The 26,023-nt window shown below is 40.4% G+C and carries 22 protein-coding genes and 1 tRNA gene; 12 read left to right on the plus strand and 11 right to left on the minus strand.

All coding sequences use genetic code 11. The annotated features are described in order from the left end of the window. Nucleotides 1-80: 80 nt before the first annotated feature. Nucleotides 81-1,409 (minus strand): ABC transporter substrate-binding protein, encoded by a 1,329-nt coding sequence (locus tag NQ503_RS02550; RefSeq protein ID WP_005424120.1) that lies wholly within the window; start codon nucleotides 1,407-1,409, stop codon nucleotides 81-83. A 58-nt stretch (nucleotides 1,410-1,467) separates the two neighbouring features. Then, complete coding sequence (locus NQ503_RS02555) at nucleotides 1,468-2,481, minus strand: LacI family DNA-binding transcriptional regulator (protein WP_044925402.1); 1,014 nt, start codon at nucleotides 2,479-2,481, stop codon at nucleotides 1,468-1,470. A gap of 436 nt (nucleotides 2,482-2,917) precedes the next feature. Between NQ503_RS02555 and NQ503_RS02560 the strand changes: the two genes are divergently transcribed. Continuing rightward, on the plus strand, nucleotides 2,918-5,353 hold the full coding sequence (locus NQ503_RS02560) for a glycoside hydrolase family 94 protein (protein WP_005424113.1): 2,436 nt from the start codon (nucleotides 2,918-2,920) through the stop codon (nucleotides 5,351-5,353). Nucleotides 5,354-5,413: 60 nt separating this feature from the next. Here the strand turns inward: NQ503_RS02560 and mnmA are convergent, their stop codons facing one another. Then, a complete protein-coding gene (gene mnmA, locus NQ503_RS02565) occupies nucleotides 5,414-6,511 on the minus strand; it encodes a tRNA 2-thiouridine(34) synthase MnmA (protein ID WP_044925390.1) in 1,098 nt (365 codons plus the stop codon). A gap of 270 nt (nucleotides 6,512-6,781) precedes the next feature. On the opposite strand from mnmA, the gene NQ503_RS02570 reads away from it, so the two are divergent. The 4 genes from NQ503_RS02570 (at nucleotide 6,782) to NQ503_RS02585 (ending at nucleotide 9,789) form a co-directional block, all read left to right on the plus strand. Continuing rightward, nucleotides 6,782-6,922: a hypothetical protein gene (locus tag NQ503_RS02570; RefSeq protein ID WP_005424109.1), complete on the plus strand. Its 141-nt coding sequence runs from the start codon at nucleotides 6,782-6,784 to the stop codon at nucleotides 6,920-6,922. 222 nt (nucleotides 6,923-7,144) lie between these two features. After that, nucleotides 7,145-8,059: a MetQ/NlpA family ABC transporter substrate-binding protein gene (locus NQ503_RS02575; protein WP_005424107.1), complete on the plus strand. Its 915-nt coding sequence runs from the start codon at nucleotides 7,145-7,147 to the stop codon at nucleotides 8,057-8,059. Nucleotides 8,060-8,126: 67 nt separating this feature from the next. Next, a complete protein-coding gene (locus NQ503_RS02580) occupies nucleotides 8,127-9,137 on the plus strand; it encodes a methionine ABC transporter ATP-binding protein (protein ID WP_005424105.1) in 1,011 nt (336 codons plus the stop codon). Then, entirely contained in the window at nucleotides 9,127-9,789 is a 663-nt protein-coding gene (locus NQ503_RS02585; RefSeq protein WP_005424104.1) for a methionine ABC transporter permease, read from the plus strand. The genes NQ503_RS02580 and NQ503_RS02585 overlap by 11 nt, the downstream gene beginning before the upstream one ends. 279 nt (nucleotides 9,790-10,068) lie before the next feature. Here the strand turns inward: NQ503_RS02585 and NQ503_RS02590 are convergent, their stop codons facing one another. Then, nucleotides 10,069-11,781 carry an ABC-ATPase domain-containing protein gene (locus NQ503_RS02590; RefSeq protein ID WP_005424103.1) on the minus strand — a complete coding sequence of 571 codons (1,713 nt, stop codon included), beginning with the start codon at nucleotides 11,779-11,781 and terminating at the stop codon, nucleotides 10,069-10,071. A 336-nt stretch (nucleotides 11,782-12,117) separates the two neighbouring features. On the opposite strand from NQ503_RS02590, the gene NQ503_RS02595 reads away from it, so the two are divergent. From NQ503_RS02595 to NQ503_RS02610, 4 genes are all read left to right on the plus strand, one after another. Next, the gene (locus NQ503_RS02595; protein WP_005424101.1) at nucleotides 12,118-13,509 is read left to right on the plus strand and encodes an aminopeptidase; all 1,392 of its coding nucleotides are present in this window, start codon (nucleotides 12,118-12,120) and stop codon (nucleotides 13,507-13,509) included. Between the two features lie 76 nt (nucleotides 13,510-13,585). Continuing rightward, nucleotides 13,586-14,296, plus strand: a complete 711-nt coding sequence (locus NQ503_RS02600; RefSeq protein ID WP_044925387.1) for an ABC transporter ATP-binding protein — start codon at nucleotides 13,586-13,588, stop codon at nucleotides 14,294-14,296. Beyond that, entirely contained in the window at nucleotides 14,296-16,092 is a 1,797-nt protein-coding gene (locus NQ503_RS02605) for an efflux RND transporter periplasmic adaptor subunit (protein WP_005424099.1), read from the plus strand. Before NQ503_RS02600 ends, NQ503_RS02605 begins: the two co-directional genes overlap by 1 nt. Then, nucleotides 16,092-17,327, plus strand: coding sequence for an ABC transporter permease (locus NQ503_RS02610; RefSeq protein ID WP_005424098.1), 1,236 nt, complete (start codon nucleotides 16,092-16,094; stop codon nucleotides 17,325-17,327). The genes NQ503_RS02605 and NQ503_RS02610 overlap by 1 nt, the downstream gene beginning before the upstream one ends. Before the next feature lie 207 nt (nucleotides 17,328-17,534). Here NQ503_RS02610 and sdaAA read toward each other — a convergent pair whose 3' ends face one another. Further along, nucleotides 17,535-18,407, minus strand: a complete 873-nt coding sequence (sdaAA, locus tag NQ503_RS02615; RefSeq protein WP_129796070.1) for an L-serine ammonia-lyase, iron-sulfur-dependent, subunit alpha — start codon at nucleotides 18,405-18,407, stop codon at nucleotides 17,535-17,537. Nucleotides 18,408-18,417: 10 nt separating this feature from the next. Then, the gene (gene sdaAB, locus NQ503_RS02620; protein WP_005424091.1) at nucleotides 18,418-19,086 is read right to left on the minus strand and encodes an L-serine ammonia-lyase, iron-sulfur-dependent subunit beta; all 669 of its coding nucleotides are present in this window, start codon (nucleotides 19,084-19,086) and stop codon (nucleotides 18,418-18,420) included. A gap of 242 nt (nucleotides 19,087-19,328) precedes the next feature. Between sdaAB and NQ503_RS02625 the strand changes: the two genes are divergently transcribed. Beyond that, a tRNA-Arg gene (locus tag NQ503_RS02625) sits at nucleotides 19,329-19,402 on the plus strand. A 29-nt stretch (nucleotides 19,403-19,431) separates the two neighbouring features. Here NQ503_RS02625 and NQ503_RS02630 read toward each other — a convergent pair. The 4 genes from NQ503_RS02630 to NQ503_RS02645 form a co-directional block, all read right to left on the minus strand. Continuing rightward, nucleotides 19,432-20,718: a tyrosine-type recombinase/integrase gene (locus NQ503_RS02630; protein WP_044925384.1), complete on the minus strand. Its 1,287-nt coding sequence runs from the start codon at nucleotides 20,716-20,718 to the stop codon at nucleotides 19,432-19,434. A gap of 143 nt (nucleotides 20,719-20,861) precedes the next feature. After that, complete coding sequence (locus NQ503_RS02635; RefSeq protein WP_005424087.1) at nucleotides 20,862-21,107, minus strand: hypothetical protein; 246 nt, start codon at nucleotides 21,105-21,107, stop codon at nucleotides 20,862-20,864. Further along, the gene (locus NQ503_RS02640; RefSeq protein ID WP_082246495.1) at nucleotides 21,088-21,732 is read right to left on the minus strand and encodes a replication protein; all 645 of its coding nucleotides are present in this window, start codon (nucleotides 21,730-21,732) and stop codon (nucleotides 21,088-21,090) included. The genes NQ503_RS02635 and NQ503_RS02640 overlap by 20 nt, the downstream gene beginning before the upstream one ends. A gap of 171 nt (nucleotides 21,733-21,903) precedes the next feature. Continuing rightward, on the minus strand, nucleotides 21,904-22,293 hold the full coding sequence (locus NQ503_RS02645) for a hypothetical protein (RefSeq protein ID WP_005424079.1): 390 nt from the start codon (nucleotides 22,291-22,293) through the stop codon (nucleotides 21,904-21,906). Nucleotides 22,294-22,912: 619 nt separating this feature from the next. Here NQ503_RS02645 and NQ503_RS02650 point away from each other — a divergent pair. Continuing rightward, a complete protein-coding gene (locus NQ503_RS02650; RefSeq protein WP_049940395.1) occupies nucleotides 22,913-23,854 on the plus strand; it encodes a hypothetical protein in 942 nt (313 codons plus the stop codon). A 56-nt stretch (nucleotides 23,855-23,910) separates the two neighbouring features. Here NQ503_RS02650 and NQ503_RS02655 read toward each other — a convergent pair whose 3' ends face one another. Beyond that, on the minus strand, nucleotides 23,911-24,114 hold the full coding sequence (locus NQ503_RS02655) for a helix-turn-helix domain-containing protein (protein ID WP_082246494.1): 204 nt from the start codon (nucleotides 24,112-24,114) through the stop codon (nucleotides 23,911-23,913). 558 nt (nucleotides 24,115-24,672) lie between these two features. Here NQ503_RS02655 and NQ503_RS02660 point away from each other — a divergent pair. Then, entirely contained in the window at nucleotides 24,673-25,668 is a 996-nt protein-coding gene (locus NQ503_RS02660) for a hypothetical protein (RefSeq protein ID WP_005424069.1), read from the plus strand. Nucleotides 25,669-26,023: the final 355 nt, after the last annotated feature.

A 26,023-nucleotide genomic window follows, 5' to 3' on the forward strand; every position in this document is an offset into this window, starting at 1 on the left:
TCGAAAGATGTGCCTGCCTGATGGTCAGGCAGGCACATCTTTTTACTCAATAATTATTCAACAGAATCTGTCTGTTTTGATTAGTAAGAAAGTTCTGGATATTTTTCTACAACTGCTTTGTAGAACAGGTCGAGAGCTTCATCATATGTTGCGTTGCCTTCAAAGTAGTTCTTCATAGCGTTCTGGAATTCTTCGTTGCAGCCCTGATCGTAGATGCTCATATTGCTGAGGTCGATCTTGTCTGCACCGGCACAGAACATTGCCAGTGGGTTCTGTCCGCCAAGAACAGCATCGCCGTAGCTTTCGTCTGCTGCCATTTCTTCCATAGCTGGTTTGTTGTTTATGAAGTCATTATCAGCTGTAACGATTTCTTTCATAACGTCAACGTTAGTTGTCATAGTTCTCATGATATCAGCAACCAGTGTCGGGTTATCTGTTCCTGTAGCTGCTGTGATCCATGTTCCGCCCCAGTAGAAGCCCTGTGGTCCTTCTGTTGCAGCCCAGCCGCCGTCTTTACCAACAGAACCATCCTGATCAGCACTCATAGAGAAGTCGATGAACCATGCTGGTCCGAAGTATGCAAATACGTTACTGTCTTTGAAGAAGCCTTTGCTCCAGTCATCACTCCAAAGTTCGTATGTAGCAGTTTCACCTGCGTCAACCATTTCCTTGGACATATCAACCCAGTTCTTGATGTTGTCATCAACTGTGATCTTTCCATCAACTACCCACGGAGTAGATACGTTGTTGGAGAATACACGGTAACTGTCGTTTACAGTAGAGGTCATCTGATAACCTTTTTCTTTCAGTTCTTCAGCTGTTGCTTTGAAGGTATCCCAGTCAGCAACTTTCTTCTGAACTTCTGCCGGATCATCTGTTCCGAATACTTCTTTGGCGATATCTCTTCTGTAGATCATGGTTCCAGGGCAGCCCTGCCAGGAAAGACCTTTCAGATTTCCATCAGCATCTGTCATAACATCTTTTGTATACTGATACTGATCAGCAACTTCGTCTTCTGTGATTCCGAGATCTGCTACCGGCATTGTGTAATCGGTATTTACATATTTCAGTGCGTAGTCAGCTTCTACCAGGAAGAGATCAATCTTGTCATCTGCTGATGCATCAGCCTGTTTCAGAAGTGTTTCGTCCAGGTTATTCTGATATGCATTGTCATCAGATGGAGTGATGTTCCATACAACATCTACATCACCGATCTTGCCATGGGTTCCATCTACTTCTTCGTATCCCGGGTAATGATCGGTCAGACGGGATTTGAATTCTTCATTCCAGCAGTAAATGTTTAAAACTTTACCTTCATCGGAACCTGTGTCATCTGCCCATACCGGAACTGCTGCCAGACCTGCAAGCATAGCTGCTGTTAATGTGACTGCCATAATCTTTCTCTTCATGTTGTTACCTCCCTGTGATAAATAGTTTTTGTTTTATATTCTTTCCATATTTAATTTCCTATTTTGCCAGATTTCTGACTGATGCTCCTGGGAAGAGTGTTCCATCTACGGTGAACTTATCGATGATCGTAGTTTTGGGATTCTCAATCAGATCAATCAGTTTCTGTGCGGCAAGCCGTCCGATTGTTTCTGTGTCCTGACACAGAGTTGTCAGCCGGGGCTCCAGGATGCGTGCAAAAGTGAGTCCGTCATATCCTGCAATGGAGATATCGTCCGGTATCCGGAGCCCACGTTCATGGATCTCGTTGATACCGCCCAGAGCAGAAAAATCATCCGGATATAGAATGCAGGTGGGTGGATCTTTCAGATCAAGAAGTTCTGAAGTTGCCATCGCTGCCGCTTCCGCATCGCGATAGGGGATGACCGGCATATATTCATCAGGTACATCAATCCGTTTTTTCTGGAGAGTTCTGTAAAAACTTCCGAGTCGGCTTCGCGTAACGGAGGAATCTTCTCCGTGAATATAGGCGATCTTTCTGTGCCCCCGTTTCAGAATATAGGAGACGAGATCTTCCATTCCCTGAATGTTGTTGGAAACAACAGCAATTCTTCCATCGAATACATGATCAATCGTGACCACTGGAATCTCGGATTGTACCAGCCGTTGAACTTCTTCGGTAAAAAAGTTGATACAGGCGATCACAACTCCATCGACTCCTCTGTAACGACAGTGTTCATAATAATTGAGACGCTGTCCGGAGAGATTACCACTGGTGAAAGTGATATCGTATCCTTTGGATTCAGCAGTTCGCTTAAAACTTTCGAGTACATGATTGAAGTAATCATGAGTAAGACCACTCATGGCTTCGTCTACAAAGAGTACGCCAAGATTGTAACTTCGTTTGGTTTTTAATGCTCTTGCTGAAGAATTTGGAAGATATCCCATTTCTGATGCAGTTTTTAAAATAAGCTGCCGGGTTTCTTCGCTGATATCCGGATAACCATTCAGAGCTTTGCTGACACTTGCAACTGATACGTTGCACTGTTTTGCAATGTCTTTCATGGATACCATATACATGTCCAGCCTTTTCTGTTTTTTTGTTCCTAAATCGTTTTCGCAAGCTCATCGTACATTGTTTTCGGACAATTTTCAAGACCTTTTTGTAATATTTGCATAATTTATCCCTGTTGCATAAAAAAGAATTTATAATAATTTATCAATTTCACAAAAAATGCACTATGTTTTAACGAAAATTTTCGCTAAGGTTTCGCGAAAACAGGAACTGCAATTGGGCAATATTTTAACGAGTAAAAATATAGTTGATTTTTTGGATAAACTGAATTATACTGAGGGAAATCCAATCTAATCTATATTATATCTGTGAAAATTCTAAACTTATTCGTTTTCGCAAATCTGTTTTCAGTCTTTAATTCGTGATCGCTTACCCGTATTTATATATTTTAATATTTAGTAATTTAATTGTTTTCTCTTTCAAGGAGGTCCTTCAATGAAATATGGATATTTTGACGACAAAGCCAAAGAATATGTAATCACTACACCACATACACCATTGCCATGGATCAATTATCTGGGAAGTAATGACTTTTTCTCACTGATCTCCAATACCTGTGGTGGATACAGTTTTTATAAAGATGCGAAACTGATGCGAATCACGAGATACCGTTACAATAATATTCCGGTAGATTCTAACGGAAAGTACTATTACATTAATGATGATGGTGTGATCTGGAACCCGGGAACCATGCCATCCATGACAGAGACAGATACATATGAATGTCGCCATGGATTGGGCTACAGTCGTTTCCATTCTTCTAAGAATAAACTGGAAGCAGATCTTCTGGCATTTGTACCATCGGATGCAGCCTGTGAGATTAACTGCCTGAAGCTGAAGAATAATTCTGATTCCGAAAAAAATATCTCTCTGTTTTCGTATGTGGAATTCTGTTTGTGGAATGCAGTTGATGACGGATCCAACTTCCAGAGAAACTTAAGTATCGGCGAAGTGGAAGTGCAGGGAAGCACAATTTATCATAAAACAGAATACAGAGAAAGAAGAAGACATTACAGCTTCTTTACTGTTAATACTCCGGTTCACAATTTTGATACAAGCAGAGATGCTTTTCTCGGCGCTGGTAATGGAAATGCTTTTCCGGAAGCTGTACGTAAGAAAAAATGCAGCAATTCCATAGCAAGTGGATGGTATCCGATCGCAGCACATCAGATCGATATCAAACTGGTACCAGGTGAAGAAAAAGAATTTGTATTTGTGCTGGGATATTGTGAGAACCCGGCAGATGATAAATGGGAAGCACCGGGAATCATCAATAAGACACCGGCAAAAGCCCTGATCGAACGCTTTAATACAATGGATAAGGCTATGGCGGCTTTTGCAAAACTGAATGATTACTGGGAGAATCTGCTGGCACGTTTTGCAGTATCCAGTGAAAATGAACACATCGACCGTATGGCAAATATCTGGAATCAGTACCAGTGTATGGTTACGTTCAATATGTCCAGATCTGCATCCTATTATGAGTCTGGAACAGGCCGTGGTATGGGATTCCGTGATTCCTGTCAGGATCTTCTGGGATTTGTACATCTGATTCCTGAGCGTGCAAGAGAGAGGATTATTGATATCGCGTCCACACAGTTCCCGGATGGAAGTGCCTATCATCAGTATCAGCCATTGACGAAACAGGGAAATCTGGATGTTGGAAGCGGATTTAATGATGATCCATTATGGTTGATCGCAGCAGTGGCTGCATATATCAAAGAAACCGGAGATTATGGAATTCTTGAAGAACAGGTACCGTTTGATTGTAAGAAAGGTTCAGCGGTTCCGCTGTTTGAACATCTGGACAAATCTTTCCATTATACAGTAACACATCTTGGACCGCATAAACTTCCTCTGATCGGAAGGGCAGACTGGAATGATTGTCTGAATCTGAACTGTTTTTCCAGTGAACCGGGAGAATCTTTCCAGACGACCGGACCGTCTGAGGGACCGGTAGCGGAATCTGTATTTATTGCAGGTATGTTTGTAAAATATGGAAAAGAGTTTGAAGAGCTCTGCAGACGTACAGGTCATGAAGAACTGGCAGCAGAGGCAGAAAAAGCAGTCGATGAGATGTATCAGGCAGTTCTGGATGCAGGATGGGATGGAGAATGGTTCCTTCGTGCATATGATGCGCAGTCCGAAAAAGTTGGATCAAAAGAGTGTGAGGAAGGAAAAATCTTTATTGAACCGCAGGGCTTTTGTGTTATGGCAGGTATTGGAAAAGAAGAGGGACTGGCAGAAAAAGCATTGGATTCTGTACATGAGCGTCTGGAAACAAAGTATGGAGTCATGATTCTTCAGCCGGCATACACGAGATATCATCTGGAACTTGGGGAAATTACTTCCTACCCACCGGGATACAAAGAAAATGCCGGTATCTTCTGCCATAATAATCCGTGGATCTCTATTGCAGAGACTGTGATCGGAAGAGGAGACCGAGCTTTTGAAATTTATCGTAAGATATGTCCATCGTATATTGAGGAGATCAGTGAGATACATCGAACAGAACCTTATGTATATTCACAGATGGTTGCAGGTGCAGATGCACCGAGATTTGGGGAAGCGAAGAACAGCTGGCTGACAGGAACAGCAGCATGGACTTTTGTAAACCTGTCTCAGGCATTGCTGGGAATTCAGCCGGATTATGACGGACTTATTGTAGATCCGTGTCTCCCGGGTAAGTTTGGTGATTTTAAAGTGGATCGTCGTTTCAGAAATGCTGAATATCATATTGAGATTCACAAACCAGAGGGTGTACAAAAAGGTGTCAGTTGGATTGAAGTGGATGGAGAAAAAATTGCCGGAAATCAGATTCCGCTGGTTGATGGTAAAAAAGAATATCATGTAATCGTACAGATGGGATAATAAGGCGCGTATGAAAAAAACACTTCACAGGATAAAACCTGTGAGGTGTTTTGCGTTATATCATTTTGTAGAGGCAAGTCCTTCTGGAAGAATCGTTCCTCCACCGAGAACCATGTCTCCATCATAGAGAACAGCAGCCTGTCCCGGAGTAACTGCTCTCTGTGGTTCTTCGAATGTGATCTTGAGCAGATCATCACCAAGCTGTTCTACAGTTGCAGGCTGTTCCGGCTGACGGTAGCGTGTCTTGACTTTGCATTTGATCGGCTTGTCCAGATGATCCCATGGAATCAGGTTAATGTCGTTGATGTAACAGCAGGTGCTCATCAGATCCTGTTTGCCGCCAAGGATAACCTTGTTGGAATCCAGGGATTTGCCACATACATAGAGGGATTCCGGTGCAGAAATTCCAAGACCGCGGCGCTGACCGATTGTATAGTGAATCTGACCTTTGTGTTTGCCGAGTACGTTGCCCTCTTTATCTACGAAATCACCGGGTTCCGAAGACTGTCCGGTATACTGTTCAATAAAGGAAGCATAATCTCCGTCCGGTACGAAGCAGATATCCTGACTGTCCGGTTTATCTGCATTGATAAAGCCCTGTTTCTGGGCAATGTGACGAATCTCTTTTTTGGTGTAGCTGCCAAGTGGAAACAATGTATGCGCCAGCTGATCCTGCGTCATGGCGTAGAGAACATAGCTCTGATCTTTTGTCGGATCGAGGCCCTTTTTCAGAATAAAACGTCCTGTTTCCGGATCCTGTTCACGACGTGCATAGTGTCCGCTTGCGATGTATTCACAGCCAAGTTCTCTTGCTTTGTCGAGAAGGGCAGAGAATTTCAGAAAACGGTTACAGTCAATACACGGGTTCGGTGTGCCACCGTGCAGATAAGTATCGGCAAATTTGTCAATGACGCTGTGACGGAATTCATCATGCATTGGGAAGACGTAATAGAGCATTCCAAGTCGTGCGGCAACGCTTCTGGCATCTTCAGTATCAGATGGGGTGCAGCAGGCACGGTGTCCCGGGAAACTGCACTGTGGATTATCATAAAGCTTCAGAGTCGCACCGGCACAGTCGTAGCCCTCCTTAACCATCAGGTAGGCTGCTACGCTGGAGTCAACTCCGCCGCTCATGGCGATGATTGCTTTTTTCTGCATATATATTTCTCCTGTTATCTGTTGATTCATATTGTTTACTATAGTATGACTGATACTTGGTAACCAGCCATTTAAGAGTATCCTATCATTATAGAAAAATAGTGTCAAGCAGTTACTGTGAACGTATGCACAGTAATGTCAGGCATGGAAAAACTGCTGAAAACAAAAAGTTGAAAAAGGTGTTGACATATCCAAAAAGTAGTAGTATATTAAACCTATCGGAAAGATAGGAAAACAAAACCGAGAGAAAACTATCAAGGAGGAAGAATCATGTTTACAAAGAATGCAGAACAGAGAAATGTCATGTGTATGATGGATAAGGAAATGCGAATGTACATGTGTATGTCTAACTGTGCTTTAATGTATCGGAAACTTCCTGTGGCATCAGCGGATCAGAGTAATGCAGTCTGAATAAGATGTCAAGAATGTGAATATAAATGTATCGATCAGATATAATGTAGATTACATGAACAGGAAAATCCGACATGGGTTCCTGTTTTTTTTATTGCCTTTTTAAGCTTATCTGACAGGTAATCCGAATTTACAACTGAATATAGAATACAATTGAATAGAGAAAAATAAAACAAAATATAAGAAAATTTAAATAGAACGAGAAAAGAGAGGGAATTTATTATGAAAAACACAAAAATTATCACAGTATCACTTGCAGCAGCACTGGCAATCGGAGCAATCACAGCAAACGGCGTTCTGGTAAGCGCTGATGCAGAAAAAGGAACCATTAAAGTAGCAGCATCCGCTACACCACATGCAGAAATCCTTGAAGAAGCAAAACCAATCCTTGAAAAAGAAGGCTGGGACCTTGAAGTAACTGTATTTGACGATTATGTACAGCCGAACCTGGTAGTAGAAAGCGGTGATTTTGATGCAAACTATTTCCAGCATATCCCATACCTGGACAATTTCAATGAAGAGCAGGGAACACATCTGGTAAATGCAGGTGGTATCCATTATGAACCATTTGGAATTTATCCTGGAACAAAGAAATCACTGGATGAACTGGAAGATGGTGATACCATTGCAGTTCCAAACGATACGACAAACGAAGCGAGAGCACTTCTTCTTCTCCAGGATAACGGTGTGATTACACTGAAAGACGGAGCCGGACTGGAAGCAACTGTGAAAGATATTGAAGAAAATCCGAAGAATATCAAGATCGAAGAACTGGAAGCTGCACAGGTTTCCCGTGTTAAGGATGAAGTCGCATTTGTCGTGCTGAATGGAAACTATGCTCTGCAGGCAGGATATTCCGTATCTAAAGATTCTATCGCTTATGAGACATCTGATTCTGAAGCAGCAAAAACATATGTAAATGTAATCGCGGTCAAAGAAGGAAATGAAGAGAGTGAAGCAATCAAAGCACTGGTAGATACTTTGAAATCCGATGAGATCAAAGACTTTATTAATGAGAAGTATGACGGAGCAGTTATACCTTTTGAAGATTCCGCAGATGCAGATGCTGATAAAGAAGAAACAGCAGATGTTACTACAGACACAGAAACAGAGACTACAGAAGAAGCTGCAGAATAATACGGCTGGGAGTATTGATGAATAAGTTGTAACACAGATATTTCAAGGGAACGGGGGAACAGTTTAAATGGAACCGATGATACAGGTAGAAAACCTCTGTAAAAGCTTTTCCACAAAAAACGGGACGGTAGAGGCGGCCAGAAACATCAGTTTTTCCATAGAAAAGGGAGAGATTTTCGGCATTATCGGTCTCTCCGGAGCGGGTAAAAGTACACTGGTGCGATGTCTGAATCTATTGGAAAGACCAACATCCGGAACTGTCCGGGTGAATGGTAAGAATCTTACGAAACTTTCTGAAAAAGAACTCCGTAAGGAGCGTCAGAATATAGGAATGATCTTCCAGCATTTTAATCTGCTCATGCAGAGAACTGCTCTTGATAATGTGTGTTTTCCGATGGAAATTGCGGGAATCAGTAAGAAAGAAGCACGTAAAAAAGCCCTGGAATATCTGAAAGTAGTAGGACTGGAAGAAAAAGCTCTTTCTTATCCATCACAGCTTTCTGGTGGTCAGAAACAGCGTGTTGCAATTGCACGAGTTCTGGCAAGTGATCCGAAAATCCTGCTCTGTGACGAGGCAACCAGTGCACTGGATCCACAGACAACAAAAGCAATTCTGGAACTGATCAAAGAGATTAACCGTGATTATGGAATCACTGTCGTAGTTATCACACATGAAATGAGTGTGGTACAGGAAATCTGCAATCGTGTAGCTGTTCTGGAGAGCGGAACACTGGTAGAATCCGGAACAGTAGAAGAACTGTTCATAAGCCCAAAGACAGAAGCGGCACGCCGACTGGTATTCAGTGGAAGAACGCAGATTCAGAAAATGGAAGGCAAACGTCTGGTTCGTGTAACTTTCCGGGATAAATCTTCTTTTGAACCGGTCATTGCCAATCTGGTATTGACCTATCGGACGCCGGTCAATATTCTGTATGCTGATACCAAGAATATTGGTGGAGCAGCAGAAGGTGAAATGATCCTGCAGCTTCCCGAGATCGAGGAAGTTGCAGATAAGATGATTCAGTATCTGAAAGATACAAATATGGGAGTAGAGGAGTTGAAGTCTGATGTGGGATAATACAACAATTACAATGCTGCTGGAAGGAACCAGAGATACTTTGTATATGACGCTTGTATCCACATTTTTCGGATATGTGCTGGGACTTCCGCTGGGAATTCTTCTTGCAGTAACAGACAAAGAGGGGATTCATCCGAATGCAGTTGTTTACAAAGTACTGGATGTGCTCACGAATATTTTCAGAAGTATTCCGTTTTTGATTCTCCTGATTCTTGTGATTCCACTTACCAAACTGATCGTGGGACAGAGCTATGGCTCCAGTGCAACGATCGTACCGCTTGTGATTGCAGCGGCTCCGTTCATTGCCCGTATGGTGGAATCTTCGCTGAAAGAAGTGGAACTGGGAGTACTCGAGGCAGCAGTCAGCATGGGCGCAGGAACACCGACGATCATCTGGAAAGTTCTTCTTGCAGAAGCAAGAACTTCTCTTCTTGTCGGAGTAACAATCGCCGTCGGAACAATTCTTGGTTATTCCGCTATGGCAGGAACTGTTGGTGGTGGCGGACTTGGAGATATCGCTATTCGTTATGGATATTACCGCTATCAGACAGACATCATGATCATAACGATTGTAATTCTGGTAGTGCTTGTGCAGATCCTGCAGGGACTTGGCATGATGCTCTCCAGGAAGCTGGATAAGCGAAAAGCATAAAAAGATATTTGACAGAAGATTGTAATCACGAAGAATAAAGTTTATTCAACAAATATAAATATTTATTTTAGAAATTTTAGAAATATATTAGAAAAAGGACAAAAACTCCTCACATTTATATTGTATGATGTACTTGTCTTAAAGGAAACCCCCTTTAAGAAATCCGGTAGCACTTCAATGCCGGGAGAGTTGCCGGAACTCTTTCCTTTCCCTAAAAAATAAAACAGAACACTAAACAGCCGCCACCTGGCAAGAACGTCAGGAGGGCGGCTGCTTTCGTTATTGGCGATATCGATTAAAACAGGAGTAGGTTTCCTGGATTCTCGGGATGGTATATCCACATGGCAGGTAAGAACCATCAGCGAAGGCGATAAGGCCTTTTGTATGAATCTGTTTCTGAAGATAATCAACAATCTCCGGGATAGTTTTTTTCCCGTCAGCCAGATGCTCCAACGCATATTTCAGGAGCAATCCGAGGGCTGCGGTCTGTTCTGGATCTATGAGCTGCTCAACGTAGCGAAGGTCTACTTCCTGTCTTCCAAGCAGGAATCCAGCTTTTCCATGAACTTTTATTTTGAGACGATCCGGTTTGCCTGTGCCATGTCCATGTGAGCGAATCACAGGAGTATTTTTTTGTATGATCCTGTGACTGTCAGGCATAACAAATGCAGGAACTTTGGCTGGACTCAGAGGATATTTTCCACAGATTTCTTTGACTTTGCGTGTGATATCCACAGGACGATAGCAGTCCATCTGGATAATTGTGTCTGCAATGTGGAAAAATGCACCGGAACTTCCGGCAACCAGAAGCGTAGAAATTCCGGCAATTGTATACAGCTTCTGTGCCCGTTCGAGAAATGGAGTGATCGGTTCCTTTTCACGGGAGATGATTTCCTGCATGAACGTATCCCGCACCATAAAGTTGGTGGCAGAAGTATCTTCATCCAGAAGAAAAACTTTGCTTCCGGCTTCCATTCCCTCAATAATGCCGGCAGCCTGAGACGTACTTCCACTGGCATCCGCTGTTGAAAAACAATGGGTGTTTTTTTGGTTTGGCAGATCATTGATAAACAGAGAAATATCCACGTCTTTGATAGAACGTCCATCCTCGGAACGGAGCTTTAATGCGGTGGCATCCGTGATCACGTATTCTCGCCCGTCTCCGGCAATATGATTGTATACACCAAGTTCCAGGGCATTCAGAAGAGTGGATTTGCCATGATATCCACCGCCGACGATCAGGGTGATGCCCTGTGGAATTCCCATTCCGATAATTTTTCCCTTATGCGGAAGATTCATAGTTATACGGAGCGATTCCGGAGAAATAAACGGGACAGAATGCTTCATCGGACGGGAGGAAATACCACTTTCCCGTGGGAGTATAGCACCATCTGCAACAAATGCCACCAGTTTTTTTTCTTTCAACTGTTCCCGGATTGCCTGTTGATCTTCGGCGAGAAAAATGGTTTGTTCCAGTTCTTTCTGATTTATGTTTTTGTAAAAGAAAGTGTTTTCTACACAGGCAGGAAGAAAATCGAACAGAATCTTTTCCAGTTCGGGTGCATTAATGGTACGGCCATTTGCAGGAAAACCAATAAAAAATCTGGCAGTGATGCCTTCGGATGTGATTTCACATGCGGTTCTGGAAAGGATTTCCTGTCCACAGTGGCTGACGGAAATCAGACCGCTTTTACCAGAACCTTTTGCACGGAAGGAATAGTGGTTTATCTGCTGTTCAAACTGGCGCGTCAGATGGTCGGCAAGGGTGATACATGTGAGATTGTTTTTGCTGTAGGCATCCGGAAAACCGGCATCTTTGCGGGAAATATGGACACTGATGTGTGAGGGAGATGCAAAAGGATCTCCCTGTACATGATCGATGGAAAGGATATAATGCCCAAACTGGTAACTGCCTTTCAGAGATTTGTAGGCGGGATAACTTTTTCTGTGGATGGATTGAAGCTGCTTTTTTAATTCAGTTGCCTGCTGCATGAAAAACTCCTTTATAAAAAGTGTGATTTATCTGTGTGTTTAAGGTACATTTAAAGTCCGGCTGTAACTATTATAAAGTCAGGATATCAATATAATTATGAAGCCGGAAGCATTCTTGAAAAAACAAAATTATTATAGAGCGGGAAGATGCAGAAATGCAAGCGATTCGGGATATAATAAAAAAGAAACTGTGAAGAAAATGATAGGAAGAGCCAAATTTCTTATACAAATCTTATATCTTTATTAAGAATCTGGAAGAATGTAGAAATACGTAAAATATTGGCGTATAATGTTGAAAGAATTTTGAGAATCAAACGAAAGGTGGTTTTATATATTATGGAAAGAAGAAATGCATGGCTTTCTTATGAGGAAGCAGATGAGAAGGAACTGGAGAAACTTGCAAAAAATTATCGTACATTTCTGGATGCCGGTAAGACAGAGCGTGAATGTGTCCTGGAGCTTACCAGAGAAGCAGAAGCAGCAGGATATGTTTCATTAGAAAATAAACTTGCATCCGGTGAGCAGATCAAAGCCGGAGATAAGATCTATGCTGTCGGCATGAAAAAGATCATGGCTATGTTCCATATCGGACAGGAACCGATAGAAAAGGGAATGAATATTCTTGGAGCACACATTGATTCTCCACGTTTGGATGTAAAACAGAATCCTTTATATGAAGATACGGATCTGGTATATCTGGATACCCATTATTACGGCGGGGTGAAGAAATATCAGTGGGTAGCACTTCCATTGGCGATTCATGGTGTGATCGTGAAGAAGGATGGTACAGTAGTAAATGTGAATGTTGGTGAAGATGAGGATGATCCGGTCGTATATATCACAGATCTTCTGATTCACCTTGCAGGTAAACAGCTCCAGAAAAAGGCCGCAGAGGTGATCGAGGGCGAGAATCTTGACATTCTGATCGGCAGCAGACCACTGAAAGAGGAAAAGGACGAGAAGAAGAAGGAAGCAGTCAAAAATAATGTCCTTCGGATTCTGGGAGAAAAATATGGTGTAGAGGAAGAGGATTTTCTTTCAGCAGAACTGGAGATCGTTCCGGCGGGCAAAGCTCGTGACTGCGGACTTGACCGCAGTATGGTCGCAGCATATGGACAGGATGACCGTGTCTGCGCATATACTTCTTTTGTGGCAATGCTTGAGATGGAAGCACCAAAACGTACCAGCTGCTGTCTTTTGACGGACAAAGAAGAAATTGGAAGTGTAGGAGCTACTGGCATGCAGTCTAATTTCTTCGAAAATACTGTGGCAGAGCTTCTAGAAGCTATGGGATGTTATTCCGGACTGGCACTCCGAAGAACTCTTAAGAATTCCTTTATGCTTTCTTCTGATGTAAGTGCAGGCTATGATCCGGCTTACGGAGAATGCTTCGAAAAGAAAAATGCAGCATATCTTGGAAGAGGAATCGTTCTTAATAAATTTACAGGTGCAAGAGGAAAGTCCGGATCTAACGATGCCAATGCAGAGTATGTGGCAAAAGTACGTGGTATTTTTGATGACAGTAATGTTGCCTTCCAGACAGCAGAACTTGGCAAAGTAGATGTGGGAGGCGGCGGAACGATCGCTTATATCGCAGCACTTTACGGAATGAATGTGATAGACAGTGGTGTGGCGGTCCTGAGTATGCATGCACCGTGGGAAGTAACAAGCAAAGCCGATATTTATGAGGCAAAGAAAGCATACAAAGCGTTTCTTGAAAATGCATGACAGAGATTCTGGTGCCAGAAAAAAATAAGCATAATACAGAAACAATAAACAGCGACATCAAAGGAGAATGCAGAATATGAATGATACGCTGATCAAGGTGGAAGACCTTTGCAAGATTTATAATCCCGGCGAAAATGAAGTAAGAGCCCTGGATCATGTGAGCCTTGAAATAAAAAAAGGAGAACTGGTGGCAATCATCGGGCAATCAGGTTCCGGCAAGTCAACTTTTATGAATATGCTTGGGTGTCTCGATGTGCCTACCTCGGGAAAGTATTATCTGAACGGGACTGATGTGTCCGAAATGACGGACAATGAACTCTCGGAGGTAAGAAACCGTGAAATCGGATTTATTTTTCAGGGATTTAATCTTATTGCAAATCTGAATGCAATTGAAAATGTAGAATTGCCGCTGATCTATCGTGGAATTGATCGTAAGACGAGACATGAACTGGCTATCGAATCTCTGAAAATGGTTGGCCTGGAAAAACGTATGGATCATAAGCCAAGTGAGATGTCCGGTGGGCAGCAGCAGCGTGTGGCAATTGCAAGAGCGATCGCTGCACAGCCTCCGGTCATTCTTGCAGATGAGCCGACAGGAAACCTGGATTCTGCATCCAGTAAGGAGATTCTTGCAATTTTAAAGAAAATGCATAAAACAGGAAGAACAGTAATATTGATCACGCATGATAATGGTATTGCAGCACAGGCAAGACGTGTAGTGCGTATTATGGATGGTAAGATAGAATCGGATACGATTAATCCGGATTTTGACCAGGAGGAGGCATAATGAAAAAGAAAAAGTCCAGAAAGAAACTGGTGATCGGAGTTGGGGTTCTGATCGTGGCAGTAGTAGCCGGTGTCAATATCTATGGCAGTATGAATGCAGCGGATTCGGCAATTCCGCAGGTGAAAACAGTATCAGCTGTCCGTGATAATGTTCAGCAAACGGTAGAAATCAGTGGTACAGTAGTAAGTGAAGAACAGAAAACATATTTTTCTCCTGTTAATGCCAAAGTTGATACAGCTGCGTTGAAAGAAGGTGAAACTGTAAAAGCAGGAAGCAGCCTGATCGAATTTGATCAGAAAGATCTGGAGAGAGAGGCGAAGAAAGCTGATCTGAATGTAGAGTCCGGAAAAATGGATATGAAAAATACTTTAAAAAAATCGGATGAGGCAGTTCGGAAGCAACAGAATGCGGCAGGTGATGCGGCAAGTCTAAAACAGCAGGTTGCCGCTCAGGAAAATTATGTTGCAAGTCTGAAAGCAAGGATTTCGCAGGCAAATGCCAATGCACAGGCAGCATCTTCTAAAGCTGCAGCAAAGAAACAGGCAGATGCAGCTGCCGCACAGGAGGCACAGCAGCAGGAAATACAGCGTGAATATGCACAGGCACAGACTACATATCAGAATGAAACCCTTCCTGCGTATCAAAATCAGCTGAATACACTGAACAATGAAATGAATCAGGCACAGTCGGATTACAATCAGGCAGAGAACAGTTATCAGATGGCTTTTCAGGCGTGGTCTGCAGACCAGAGTGATGATAATGAAAATGCACTTGAGATAGCAGAGCAGATGAGAAGTGAAGCGCAGATTACATATCAGAATGCAAAAACAGCTTATGAAGATTATAAAGCGCAGAAGCCGGCTGCTCCGGTAATGTCTGATTTCACTGGCGAGGCTGACATTGTTTCTGACGGAACGTCTGCAGATGTTTCTGCATCTGCTTCTTCCAGCACGGATGATACTGCTGTGACAGCGGATACTACTGCACTGGAGAATGAACTTGAAAAAGCAAGTAATAATCTTGCAGAACTTCAGTCAGAACTTTCCTCGAAGGAAGCGGCTGCAGAAGCAGATACGGGTGCTGTGACTGAAGAAGAAAAAGAAAAAATGGAAATTACCAATAATCTTTCTGAACTGGATCAGATGTCTGCACAGGAACTTGTAGAAGCAGCAAAGAAAGGAATCAAGGCTGATTTTAATGGTGTGGTTACAAAAGTTTCTGTGGTTGAAGGTGCAACTGCAACACAGGGAATGGAATTGTTTACTTTACAGAATACTGATAAAGTAGATGTGAATGTAAATGTTTCGAAATACGATTATGATAAAGTGAAAGAAGGTCAGTCTGCGGACATCACCATTGCAGGAAAAATTTATGAAGGTGAAGTAACGAGTATCAGCCATGTTGCTACTCAGAATGAAAAAGGTGCTTCTTTGATTTCTGCAGATATTCGAATTAAAAATCCGGATGAGAATATTTTCCTTGGCGTGGATGCCAAAGTAACAATTCATGCGGAAGAAGCGGACAATGTAGTTGTACTTCCGTCTGAAGTAGTTAATATAGGAAAAGAGGGCTCTTTCTGTTATGTACTTGAGAATGGGGTTATTACCAAAAAGGATATCACAACAGGAATCAGTTCGGACGAATATGTAGAAGTGCTTGACGGCATTAAAGAAGGTGATGAAGTTATCCGTGACCTTGGTTCCCTGGAAGAGGGAATGCAGGCAGAAGCTGCTGATAGATCCGGAGATGTGAATGGTGAAAATACAGAGACAGATAATGCAGAAGAAGGTGTCTGATGGGCGGATTATATGAATATATAAAAATGGCTGTCCAGAATATCCGGGCAAATAAAGGACGTTCATTTCTTACCATGCTGGGAATTATTATTGGCATTGCTTCGGTCATTGCAATCGTTTCCATAGGCGAAGGAACGAAGAATCAGATGAACAGTGAGATCGATGGAATTGGCTCAGGGCTGATCGCTATCGATGTCAGTAATGATGCCATGACGGAAGATGAATGGATCACACCGGATGATGTACAGGAAATCCGTAAGCTCGATACAGTAGGTGGTGTTAGTGTTTCAAACAATTACGATGGTGAAACGGTGACCGGTAAGGGGAATTTTTCTATCATGCTGACAGGTGAAGGTCCCGATGCCAAAATGATCAATAATTCCGATATGAAATATGGAAGTTATTTTGGCGAGACAGAGATTGAAGAGGGCAAAAATGTATGTGTAATCTCAGATACAGATGCCAGGCAGCTTTTTGGTACAGATGATGTTGTTGGTATGAGCCTTGATATTACCTGTTATGATTCTTCAAAATCTTTTCGCATCATGGGTGTCACTACGCAGAAAGAAAATGGAACATTCGTAAGTTATACTTATGATGGAATGCCGGTTACGGTAAATGTTCCGTATTCTTCCATGGATGATCTTGTGGGTGGAACCGATGAATTTTATTCCATTACAGTGGTTCAGGCAGACAAAACACTAGATTCACAGATCGTTGCAGATCAGGTCGTGCATCTTTTGGAGAAACGTCATCAGTGCGCAGGGGAAGACTATTTTCATGTGCAGAGTTTCCAGGATGTCCTGCAGTCAATGAATGAAATGCTCGGTATGGTGACGGCATTTATTTCATTTGTTGCCGGAATTTCTCTTTTGGTAGGTGGAATCGGTGTTATGAATATTATGTTGGTATCTGTTACAGAAAGAACACGTGAGATTGGAATCCGTAAATCACTTGGCGCCAAGACCTCTTCTATTATGTTACAGTTCCTTGCGGAAGCGGCAATCCTTACAGTTATGGGAGGCGTGATTGGAATTATTCTTGGAATTCTTGCAGGTTATGGAATCTGTTCTATCATGAGTGGAAGCATGGGAATGACGATCACACCGGGAATCAGCCCGACAGTGATTCTGGCGGCAACACTTTTCTCCTGTGCGGTCGGTGTATTTTTTGGAATCTATCCGGCGAAGAAAGCTGCAAAACTCAGTCCGATCGAGGCTTTGAGACGAAATTAAGTTGAATAGTTTTATAAAAACAAAATGGCTCTTCGGTATCCTTTTATAAGGAATATCGCAGAGTCATTTTGGCTTTTAAGGTTGAATTAAAGTTAATTCACACTATCACCTTTTTTCTGTTTTATATTTTATAGAAGAGGGAAGAAAAAGCCCGGGAAGTTTTATCAAGACATAAAGGATGATAAACTTTCCAGTATGTTTTTGGGTTTAGCTGCATATATGACAGGCTTCGCAGGCGGACGGTGCAGTTGCACAGCCGCCGAGAGCGGTTTCGCGTAATTCGGCAGGTAGTTTTTTGCCTACAGTGTACATGATTGTGATCATCTCATCAAGGGGAATGAGCTGCGTGATTCCGGCAAGTGCCATTTCGGCAGCAACGAGAGCATTGGCAACTCCGGCAGCGTTTCGGTTCTGGCATGGATACTCGACAAGGCCGCCGACCGGGTCACAGACAAGTCCAAGCATATTCATCAGTACGGTAGATGCTGCGTGGGTACATTGCAGGGGTGTTCCGCCAAGTAATTCAGTAGTTGCAGAAGCAGCCATGGCAGCAGCAACACCTGTCTCTGCCTGACAGCCACCGACTGCACCGGCAACAGTTGCATTTCTCATGGCAAGATAACCAATGGCACCAGCATTAAAAAGTGCTTTTTGGATATATTTGTCAGAGTAGTTGTAAACTTCCTGAAGGGCAAGTAAAAGGCCTGGAACGATTCCGGCAGAACCCGCAGTCGGAGAGGCCACGATTAGCCCCATGGAAGCATTGGTTTCCAGAGTTGCCATAGCATAGGTGATGGCTTTTTCAAGCAGTTCCCCGCAGATCCCTTTGCCGGAAGCCTGATGAAGGAAGAGTTTTTTTGATTCACCGCCAATCAGTCCACCCATGGATTTTACAGGGTGTTTGATTGGTGAAAAAGCAGCTTCTTTCATAATCTCAAGAACATGTGTCATGCGAGCGTTTACTTCCTGTTCTTGCATTTCACCAATTATAATTTCTCTCTGGCGCATAATTTCAGAGATTGGAAGATCTTTTTCTGAACATAAAGCCAGAAGTTCTTTGGCATTTTTAAATTCTCTCATCATATTCCTCCTACATCTGTACGATCATCACTTCGTGGATATGCTGATTCTTGCGAATCGTATTTCCAATATCTTCTGGAAGACGTCCATCGGATTCGACGATCGTGTAGGCAATCTCGCCTTTGGACTCTCTGAAAAGGCGCATAAAGGCAATATTTACATTTCGATCGCTGAGACATTTGGTGATATAGGCAGCTACACCCGGTTTATCCTGATGGATGACGATAATAGCGCTGTATTCGCCGGAGAAATCGACCTGTACAGAGTTGATCTTTACGATGCGGACTTTTCCGCCGCCAAGGGATTCGCCGCGGACAGTCATTTCCTGACCGTTGTTATTGACCATATGAATGTCAACAGTATTAGGATGAATGTCAGTTTCTAATTCATTAGGAGTAAATGAGAAGGTAAGGCCTTTTTCTTTTGCAATTTCAAAAGAGTTACGGATGCGCATATCATCGGTGGAAAATCCCATGATACCTCCCAGCAGAGCCCGGTCAGTACCGTGTCCTTTAAAAGTCCTTGCAAAAGAGCCATAAAGAGTAAAGTTTACTTCTTTTAGTGGACCATTGATCATTTTCTGGGCTAAAAAACCGATGCGGGCAGCTCCGGCAGTATGGGAGCTGGAAGGTCCGATCATGTTTGGCCCCATTACATCAAATATGCTGATAAAAGACATGTTTTTTCTCCTGATTGTACTTTATTTTTATAGTATCTGTATTTATGAAAAAAATACAGCGAATGTCCTTATAGATATATTGTACCATCCTCATCAAAATGAAGCAATTTAATCAGGTAAAATGGATATTGATGAATAAAAAGAAAAATTTAAAAAAATTAAAAAAAGGTGTTGACAATTTGATTACTTTGCAGTAGAATACATTTTGTTGTGAGCGACAAGTACTCACAAATCAATAAAATGTGCGTTTAGCTCAGCTGGATAGAGCGTTTGGCTACGGACCAAAAGGTCGGGGGTTCGAATCCTCTAACGCACGCTACTATGAGAATGCCGGAAACCTTTGTTTTAAAGGGTTTCCGGTGTTTTTGCGTTATGAGGAAATAAAAAAGTTGTTGTGACTTGTTGTGACAAGTCAGAAAATGCTTTCTCCATAATTAACAGACTCTCGGAAGCTGTCAACGGATTATATAGATATCCATATGTAGTAGCAAGGTTGCTGTGCCCCAAATTAGAACGTATTGCATCTACAGGATAACCTGACGCAGCCAAACGGCTTGCATATGTCTTTCTGATGATGTGACTTCTTTTTGTGTCAATATCTATATGATCACAAGCACGTTCCAACATACTGTTAATACTTCTCAAAGTCATATATTTACCATTTTCATAAAAAATATAATCACTTGCTTTATGACATGGACTAAGTTTTTTAAGAATTTGAATTACATTAGCGGCTTGTGAAATAATAGGTACATATCGTTCCTTATGAGTCTTTGTATGATTTGTGATAGCATAAATATTTTTATTATTTTTGGGATTTGGAAGCAATTCAAGCTCTCCTGTTCTTATTTGGGCTTGAAAAGCATCAATTTCTAAATCTCTGCTATTTATACAAACCATCTCGCGTTGGATATGAATGTGATTCTCAACAATATCACCCCATTGTAAAGCAGCAAGTTCTCCTGCTCGTAACCCCAAATAAAAGTTTAGGATAATAGCTAAGAAGCGCTTTTCTCCTTTTTCTTGAAATGAAGAATATAAGTCTTGAAGAATTTTTTCAAATTCTTCAGAATTATATGTCTGCGTTTCTCCACTCTTTTTAATAACCTGCCGAAATTTGACTGTGATCTTGATTTCAGGAAATGAATTATGTTGAATATATTCACTCATATACGCATATTCGAAAATCTGTTTTGGTATAGTTTTAATAGTCTGCCATTGTTTTGATGATAAATCCCATTTTTTTATAAGTGCATTAGCCCACAGATTTAAGTCTTTTAGCGTAATCGTTGAAATAGGCTTAAGAAACAAAGACGTATCTTTGAAGTACTTATTCCAATGTTTTTCATGAACAGCTATAGTATTTGGACTGTTGGTAAGCTGTGACTTGTAATCCAACCATTCTGGATATAAATCTGTAAGAGTCATGTCATTGCCGATTTCCACTGTTAAAAATGGTGCCAGAGCATCTAATAATTCTTCTTTTGTTTTTCTCTGAATTCGTCTCTTATAATTTAATGGATGACACGTGTACCAAGCATCTCTTTTCTCGTTATAAAAAATTTTATATCGGTGAAGCTTTTCGATCTTTTTTCTTTCAATCATTTTTTCAAGATCCGCTACCGTATCCATATCTATTGTATCATTATGAAGTGATTTTTCCAGTTCTATTTGTGTCATTTTCAAATTGTATAAAAAAAGTCAAAGAAAAAGCAACATCAGGGGGAGGACTACGACACTCCCCCTGAGTAGTTCAGTGTTCAATGTTCAACATATTACTCATTCAGTGTTACATCTATAATAGATACACTGGTATATTTCATTCTAATTACCAAATCCAATGCAAAATTATAGAAATGTCCTTTCTCATAGAGGGTCTTGCGAGAAATATCGCGGTCAATAAGATTAACCCATGCACCATGATCATCTTCTACGCGCACGATAAGATACGGCTTGCCTGTTTTTCCAGACAATTTTTCTTCGATTCCTCTTACTTCCAAATTAGTTACATTTAACATCATAATTATAAATCCTCCTTGTCAAGAATAAGTGATTCAGTCCATGTCGCTGATTTAAGGTACTGTAAAAAAAGTATGATGTTTTTTTGAGTGCAAGTACGCGCAACCATTCTTTGTGCTCCAATGCACATATATCAGCAAAAACTGAAAAACTAGAAATCTGATTTACATTAATAAACTGCAACATATCCACAATGCAACTTAAATCATCCGCAGGAATATAGGTAATTGCATCATAATCTGCACCAGACAGTGCAGTAACATCATGCACATCATATTGAGCCTTGTCTGGGTCATCCAAATGAATAAGATAACGTGCATATGCTGGGAGATGATTTATCGGTACAACGCCTACACCACCAATTTTCTTGATAATAGCTTCTGCCTGTGCAGTAGTTTTGACCCCGCCATACATAATAATCACATGATAATGCGCCTTTTTTATTTCCCCATCAGGTGTAACGTCCTTATCATGCAATGGGCTAATTAACACAGGAATATGCAGATCAGCCAATATTTCTCTCCAATTTTCAGGCGCTGACTCTGGGTACACAATTGTTGCATAGTTCCTAGTTCTGCTAGGAGATTCTTTTTTACTTATGGTTCTTTCCTCCTTTCTTGACAGTATTTTTTATTTATTGAATAAAAAATACTGTTTATTTCCACAAAACATAAGTGCAAATTCTATGGTTATCTTTAATATGTAATTTTTTCTGAAAAACAGCAAAAAATCAAAAAGATATATTGTTATGCATACAACATATAGGAAAATATACTGATATCGAAATACAAATATGTATCAATATATTTTACAGAAAATCGAGTCGCTATCTATTATGGTATAGGTAGCCCACCATGTATTAGTTGCACTGTTCGCAAAAATATTGGTTACACCAATTAAAATAGGTTTGTTATTCTTGGGGAGTTTTTCCAACCACTCATATTCCGGTGTACATTTGACGCCTACCGCCCAGCTGTTGGGATCTCTATAAACCCTATAGGCGGAAATAAGCTGGTCATAGTTGGCAAATGGAGACATATTGTAGCAGGACATCAAGATTTCCTTGATGCTATTTTCAGCCTGCTGATAACTGGTATTCAGGGAAATGCCGGTATTAGCAGTTAATGTGACAACATTGGAATAATTGGTAGCTTCCTTTTTGGCAACGGAAAAAACATTTTTAATCATAATTCAAAACCTCCTAAGTTTTCTTTATTTTTAATATGTAATTTTTTTTGAAAAACAGCAAAAAATGTTTTGTATGAAGAAACTAATGCGCCTTATTTTACAAATCTAGTGACTGTGCATAGATTTTTATTACGGCATTTATGAAATGACATATTAAAGATGAAATACAATCCATACATATAAAAATGAAAATTAAGGAGGAAAGGAGAAAACAGCTACTGGTTATTCTCTGATGTATAGAGAATAACCAGTTAGCGTCAACTTTTATAGGAAAAATTCCAGATAATGTAAAATTTAAAAGTTGATGTATTTGAAAGAAATGGAAGTGCCCGAGTTGTTAAACAGGATGGCTACATAGGGGACTGACCTCTGACCGCAACTTCCATATCTTATGACAGAGAGGAGTCACAAAAACACCTCTGGATAGCGGCGGTTAACCATAGGTCCGATCAGTGCGGCAATGACATATCTGATGTCATTAGAGGGCTTACAGCCCTTGATTACCAATAAACATGCGAAAAAGAAGTTGTCAAGGTTGATAATATTCAAGCAGAGCGGTACCTTGACAACTTCCTTTGAGCCTGTTACAGGAATTTAGGAGAAAGGAAGTTATAGATTATTGAGAAAAGAATCCATACAGCACATGTTATGTCAAAAAGCTTTAATAGGAATAACAGACAACCATACAATTACGGTATATAAACGTGACTGTAAAAATTTTGCGTCGTATTGCAGACAAAATGGTATCAGAACACCATCCCAACTTACAGATCGAAAAAACGAAATACTCCAAAAATATGAGGATAGTCTTGAAAATGCAGGTTATAGGCCTGCAACGATACACAGATATATGTCTGCGCCATGTAAGGCATTAGAGGTTAATATGGGGCAGATAAACAAACCAAAAAGAACTGCGGATATGATAACCAGAGGGCGAGACACAGAAATAAATGCACAAGGAAAAAAAGAAGTTACACAAGAACGTTTTGAACGTCTTATATCAGTACAGAAAGTAGTAGGACTTAGGCGAGCAGAGCTTGCAAAATTAAGGGGAAGAGATTTGCGAACTGATGAAAGCGGGTACTGTTGTGTATATGTACATAGCGGTAAGGGTGGCAAAGATCAATTTCAAAGAATTTTACCATCTGATATAGAAACCATAAAGAAAATTTTTTCAGAAGTTCCACCAGATAAAAGAGTTTTTACAAAAACAGAAATGAACAATAAAATTAATCTTCATGGATTGCGAGCAGAACAGGCACAACGGGCATACTGCTATTATAAAGAGCGTTTAGAAGCCGATCCAGACTATAAATATATATGCCGTAAGGAACTTGCATTACGATACAAAGCAATGCATACCGCAGATAGAATTACAAATCAGAAGTTTTTAGCGGATATCATGAATGATAAACCGTATATATTACGTGGCAAAAATAGAGAAAAAGCCATTACACAGGGTAAGCCAGTAGTATACAATCGTTTGGCAATGATGATGGTATCAGTATTTCATCTTTCACATTGGCGACTTGATGTCACAAGTGTTAATTATTTAATATAATGGTACAAAAAGAAAGAAGCTGTACCTATCATATCATATTGATAGGTAACGGCTTCTTATGGTTTGAGCTTTAAAATATCATTTGGTGTACAGTCGAGAAATTCGCATATACGTGCCAAAATGGATAAATCTATCCGAGATACCTTGTTTTTACAATAATTGTTTAATTGAGTTCGTTGCAAATTGCAAGCAAGGCATAATTTATTTTTGCTGATTTGCTTTTCTTTAAGGAGATTCTCCAAATCTATATATACAGTCATATCATAATCCTAACCTGTTTTTTCTTGAATTATACGTACAACTGTATTTATAAATAAGATGTATTATGATACACTGTATTAAAATACAGGTACAAGGAAGCTAATTATGTATATACAGAAAATCAGGAAAGTTTTTATAATTCTTATGATATTGCTAATAATATTATTATATTTACAATTTGGACGTGATATGGACGTATATAATAGTTATGTATTTAGTGTAGGCTATTACCATGAACAGCAATTAAAAGTAGTCATTAACAAGATTTGGGTTAACGATAACAGAAAATGTGCTAATGATATATTACAGAGATGCAAGGCAAATTCGTTTAAGAGTATAGATTTTGTTATGATAGCTATATCCCCAACGAGTTATATGTGGATGTATATTTATCGGATATATATATCAAAATAGGACATCCTCTTTTTTCGTTTTCCTATTTACCAGAGGATGCAAAATCAGAATATAATTTTTTAGATGATTCAGAAAAATATGTATTGAAGATACAGTAAAATAATGCTTTAATTATTATATTCTTAGAATACGAAGGTGAAGAAATGGCACTTTTGGAGATAATTACAATAGGAATTGTTGGTGGTATTTTACATAAAAGCAGAAAAGAAGAACAAAAAAAGAAAGCCGAGGAAGAATTTCGTAAGTCTTTTCAATGTCAATTTGCAGATGATATGTCTGAAAATGACGAAGAAGAAAATAGAACTTCTACGTCGTGTGAATTTTCTGATGATATATCTGAATGTGAATTTGGGTTAATGGTATGCAAAGCAGCAAGACCTATAAAGAGATTAGAAAGTATATATACGGATGGGCCTATTGTTTATGGAACTGTGAAATCACAAAGCAAATTAAGCACATGGACATTCCAAATAGATTTTAATGATTATGGACATATAACAGGAAGTTATTGGATTACAAGTGATAATGATGATTCGAATATTCCATTGTATATTGCAAATAATGTACGTGCATTAATTCTTTCATATCCAGAGTGTCGTGGTGAGCTGTTTAAATATGCTCCCCAAAATGAAAATACTCAAACAGATGAGGACGCAATAAAACAGGAAGATTCTGTTGAAATAAAACAAGAAGATCCTATCGAAGTCGAAAGAGAAAAAACAAAACAAGCTGAGGAAAAAACTAAAAGAAAAAAGATGGAGCTTGAATATCAAGCAAAACAAGAAGCTAACAATACAAGAGCCGTAATAGGTATGGTTCTTCTAATGATAGTATTATTAGGTGTTTTCTTCTATATCGGGGAAAAAGAAAATATTGACCATAAGAGAAATAAAGATATACAGGTGTCTACATCAGCAGAAAATTTAGAAAACAAAAATTTCAAAGATGTGAAAGATATATTAAGTTCGGCGGGATTTAAAAATATTAAACTCATAGAAGATAAAGATTTGATTCTAGGAGTCTTTTCAAAAAATGGAGAAGTTGAAAAGGTAACAATTAATGGAAATTCAGAATTTTCAGCAAATGAATGGTTTCCAGTTGATGCCAAAGTAAAAATCACATATCATACATATAAATAGCCCTACAATAACAGAGGTAAAAATTGTTGTGACTTTGTTGTGACATTAGATGGATACGGTGGCGGAATGCCCCTTTCTATGCGGTTTTCATGCATGTGTAAAAAATTCGAATCCTCTAACGCACGTCATAAAAAAATGGGACAGGACATAAAGTCTTGTCCCATTTTTTATTCGAGTCCAGTCGGACTCGAACGGGTTCGATCTACATTTCATTTCGGTCGTTGCTAAACGCGTGCCACCGGCACGCAGCAACCTCTAACGCACGCTTCGGTGAAAGGCTGGAAACCTTGAAAAATCAACGGTTTCCGGCTTTTTTTGTGCTTGTTAATTTGAGTTCGAACCTGTGACTTCCTGT

The sequence above is a fragment of the Blautia obeum ATCC 29174 genome (assembly GCF_025147765.1).
Classification (GTDB): Bacteria; Bacillota; Clostridia; order Lachnospirales; family Lachnospiraceae; genus Blautia_A; species Blautia_A obeum.

Coding starts and splice junctions, on each gene's coding strand:
- NQ503_RS02660 (WP_005424069.1), top strand. CDS start 24,673: ATGGCACTTTTGGAGATAATTACAATAGGAATTGTTGGTGGTATTTTA.
- NQ503_RS02635 (WP_005424087.1), bottom strand. CDS start 21,107: ATGATGTTAAATGTAACTAATTTGGAAGTAAGAGGAATCGAAGAAAAA.
- NQ503_RS02585 (WP_005424104.1), top strand. CDS start 9,127: ATGTGGGATAATACAACAATTACAATGCTGCTGGAAGGAACCAGAGAT.
- NQ503_RS02550 (WP_005424120.1), bottom strand. CDS start 1,409: ATGAAGAGAAAGATTATGGCAGTCACATTAACAGCAGCTATGCTTGCA.
- NQ503_RS02590 (WP_005424103.1), bottom strand. CDS start 11,781: ATGCAGCAGGCAACTGAATTAAAAAAGCAGCTTCAATCCATCCACAGA.
- NQ503_RS02605 (WP_005424099.1), top strand. CDS start 14,296: ATGAAAAAGAAAAAGTCCAGAAAGAAACTGGTGATCGGAGTTGGGGTT.
- NQ503_RS02645 (WP_005424079.1), bottom strand. CDS start 22,293: ATGATTAAAAATGTTTTTTCCGTTGCCAAAAAGGAAGCTACCAATTAT.
- NQ503_RS02610 (WP_005424098.1), top strand. CDS start 16,092: ATGGGCGGATTATATGAATATATAAAAATGGCTGTCCAGAATATCCGG.
- NQ503_RS02560 (WP_005424113.1), top strand. CDS start 2,918: ATGAAATATGGATATTTTGACGACAAAGCCAAAGAATATGTAATCACT.
- NQ503_RS02570 (WP_005424109.1), top strand. CDS start 6,782: ATGTTTACAAAGAATGCAGAACAGAGAAATGTCATGTGTATGATGGAT.
- NQ503_RS02580 (WP_005424105.1), top strand. CDS start 8,127: ATGGAACCGATGATACAGGTAGAAAACCTCTGTAAAAGCTTTTCCACA.
- mnmA (WP_044925390.1), bottom strand. CDS start 6,511: ATGCAGAAAAAAGCAATCATCGCCATGAGCGGCGGAGTTGACTCCAGC.
- NQ503_RS02655 (WP_082246494.1), bottom strand. CDS start 24,114: ATGACTGTATATATAGATTTGGAGAATCTCCTTAAAGAAAAGCAAATC.
- sdaAB (WP_005424091.1), bottom strand. CDS start 19,086: ATGTCTTTTATCAGCATATTTGATGTAATGGGGCCAAACATGATCGGA.
- NQ503_RS02555 (WP_044925402.1), bottom strand. CDS start 2,481: ATGGTATCCATGAAAGACATTGCAAAACAGTGCAACGTATCAGTTGCA.
- sdaAA (WP_129796070.1), bottom strand. CDS start 18,407: ATGAGAGAATTTAAAAATGCCAAAGAACTTCTGGCTTTATGTTCAGAA.
- NQ503_RS02595 (WP_005424101.1), top strand. CDS start 12,118: ATGGAAAGAAGAAATGCATGGCTTTCTTATGAGGAAGCAGATGAGAAG.
- NQ503_RS02600 (WP_044925387.1), top strand. CDS start 13,586: ATGAATGATACGCTGATCAAGGTGGAAGACCTTTGCAAGATTTATAAT.
- NQ503_RS02575 (WP_005424107.1), top strand. CDS start 7,145: ATGAAAAACACAAAAATTATCACAGTATCACTTGCAGCAGCACTGGCA.
- NQ503_RS02630 (WP_044925384.1), bottom strand. CDS start 20,718: ATGGATACGGTAGCGGATCTTGAAAAAATGATTGAAAGAAAAAAGATC.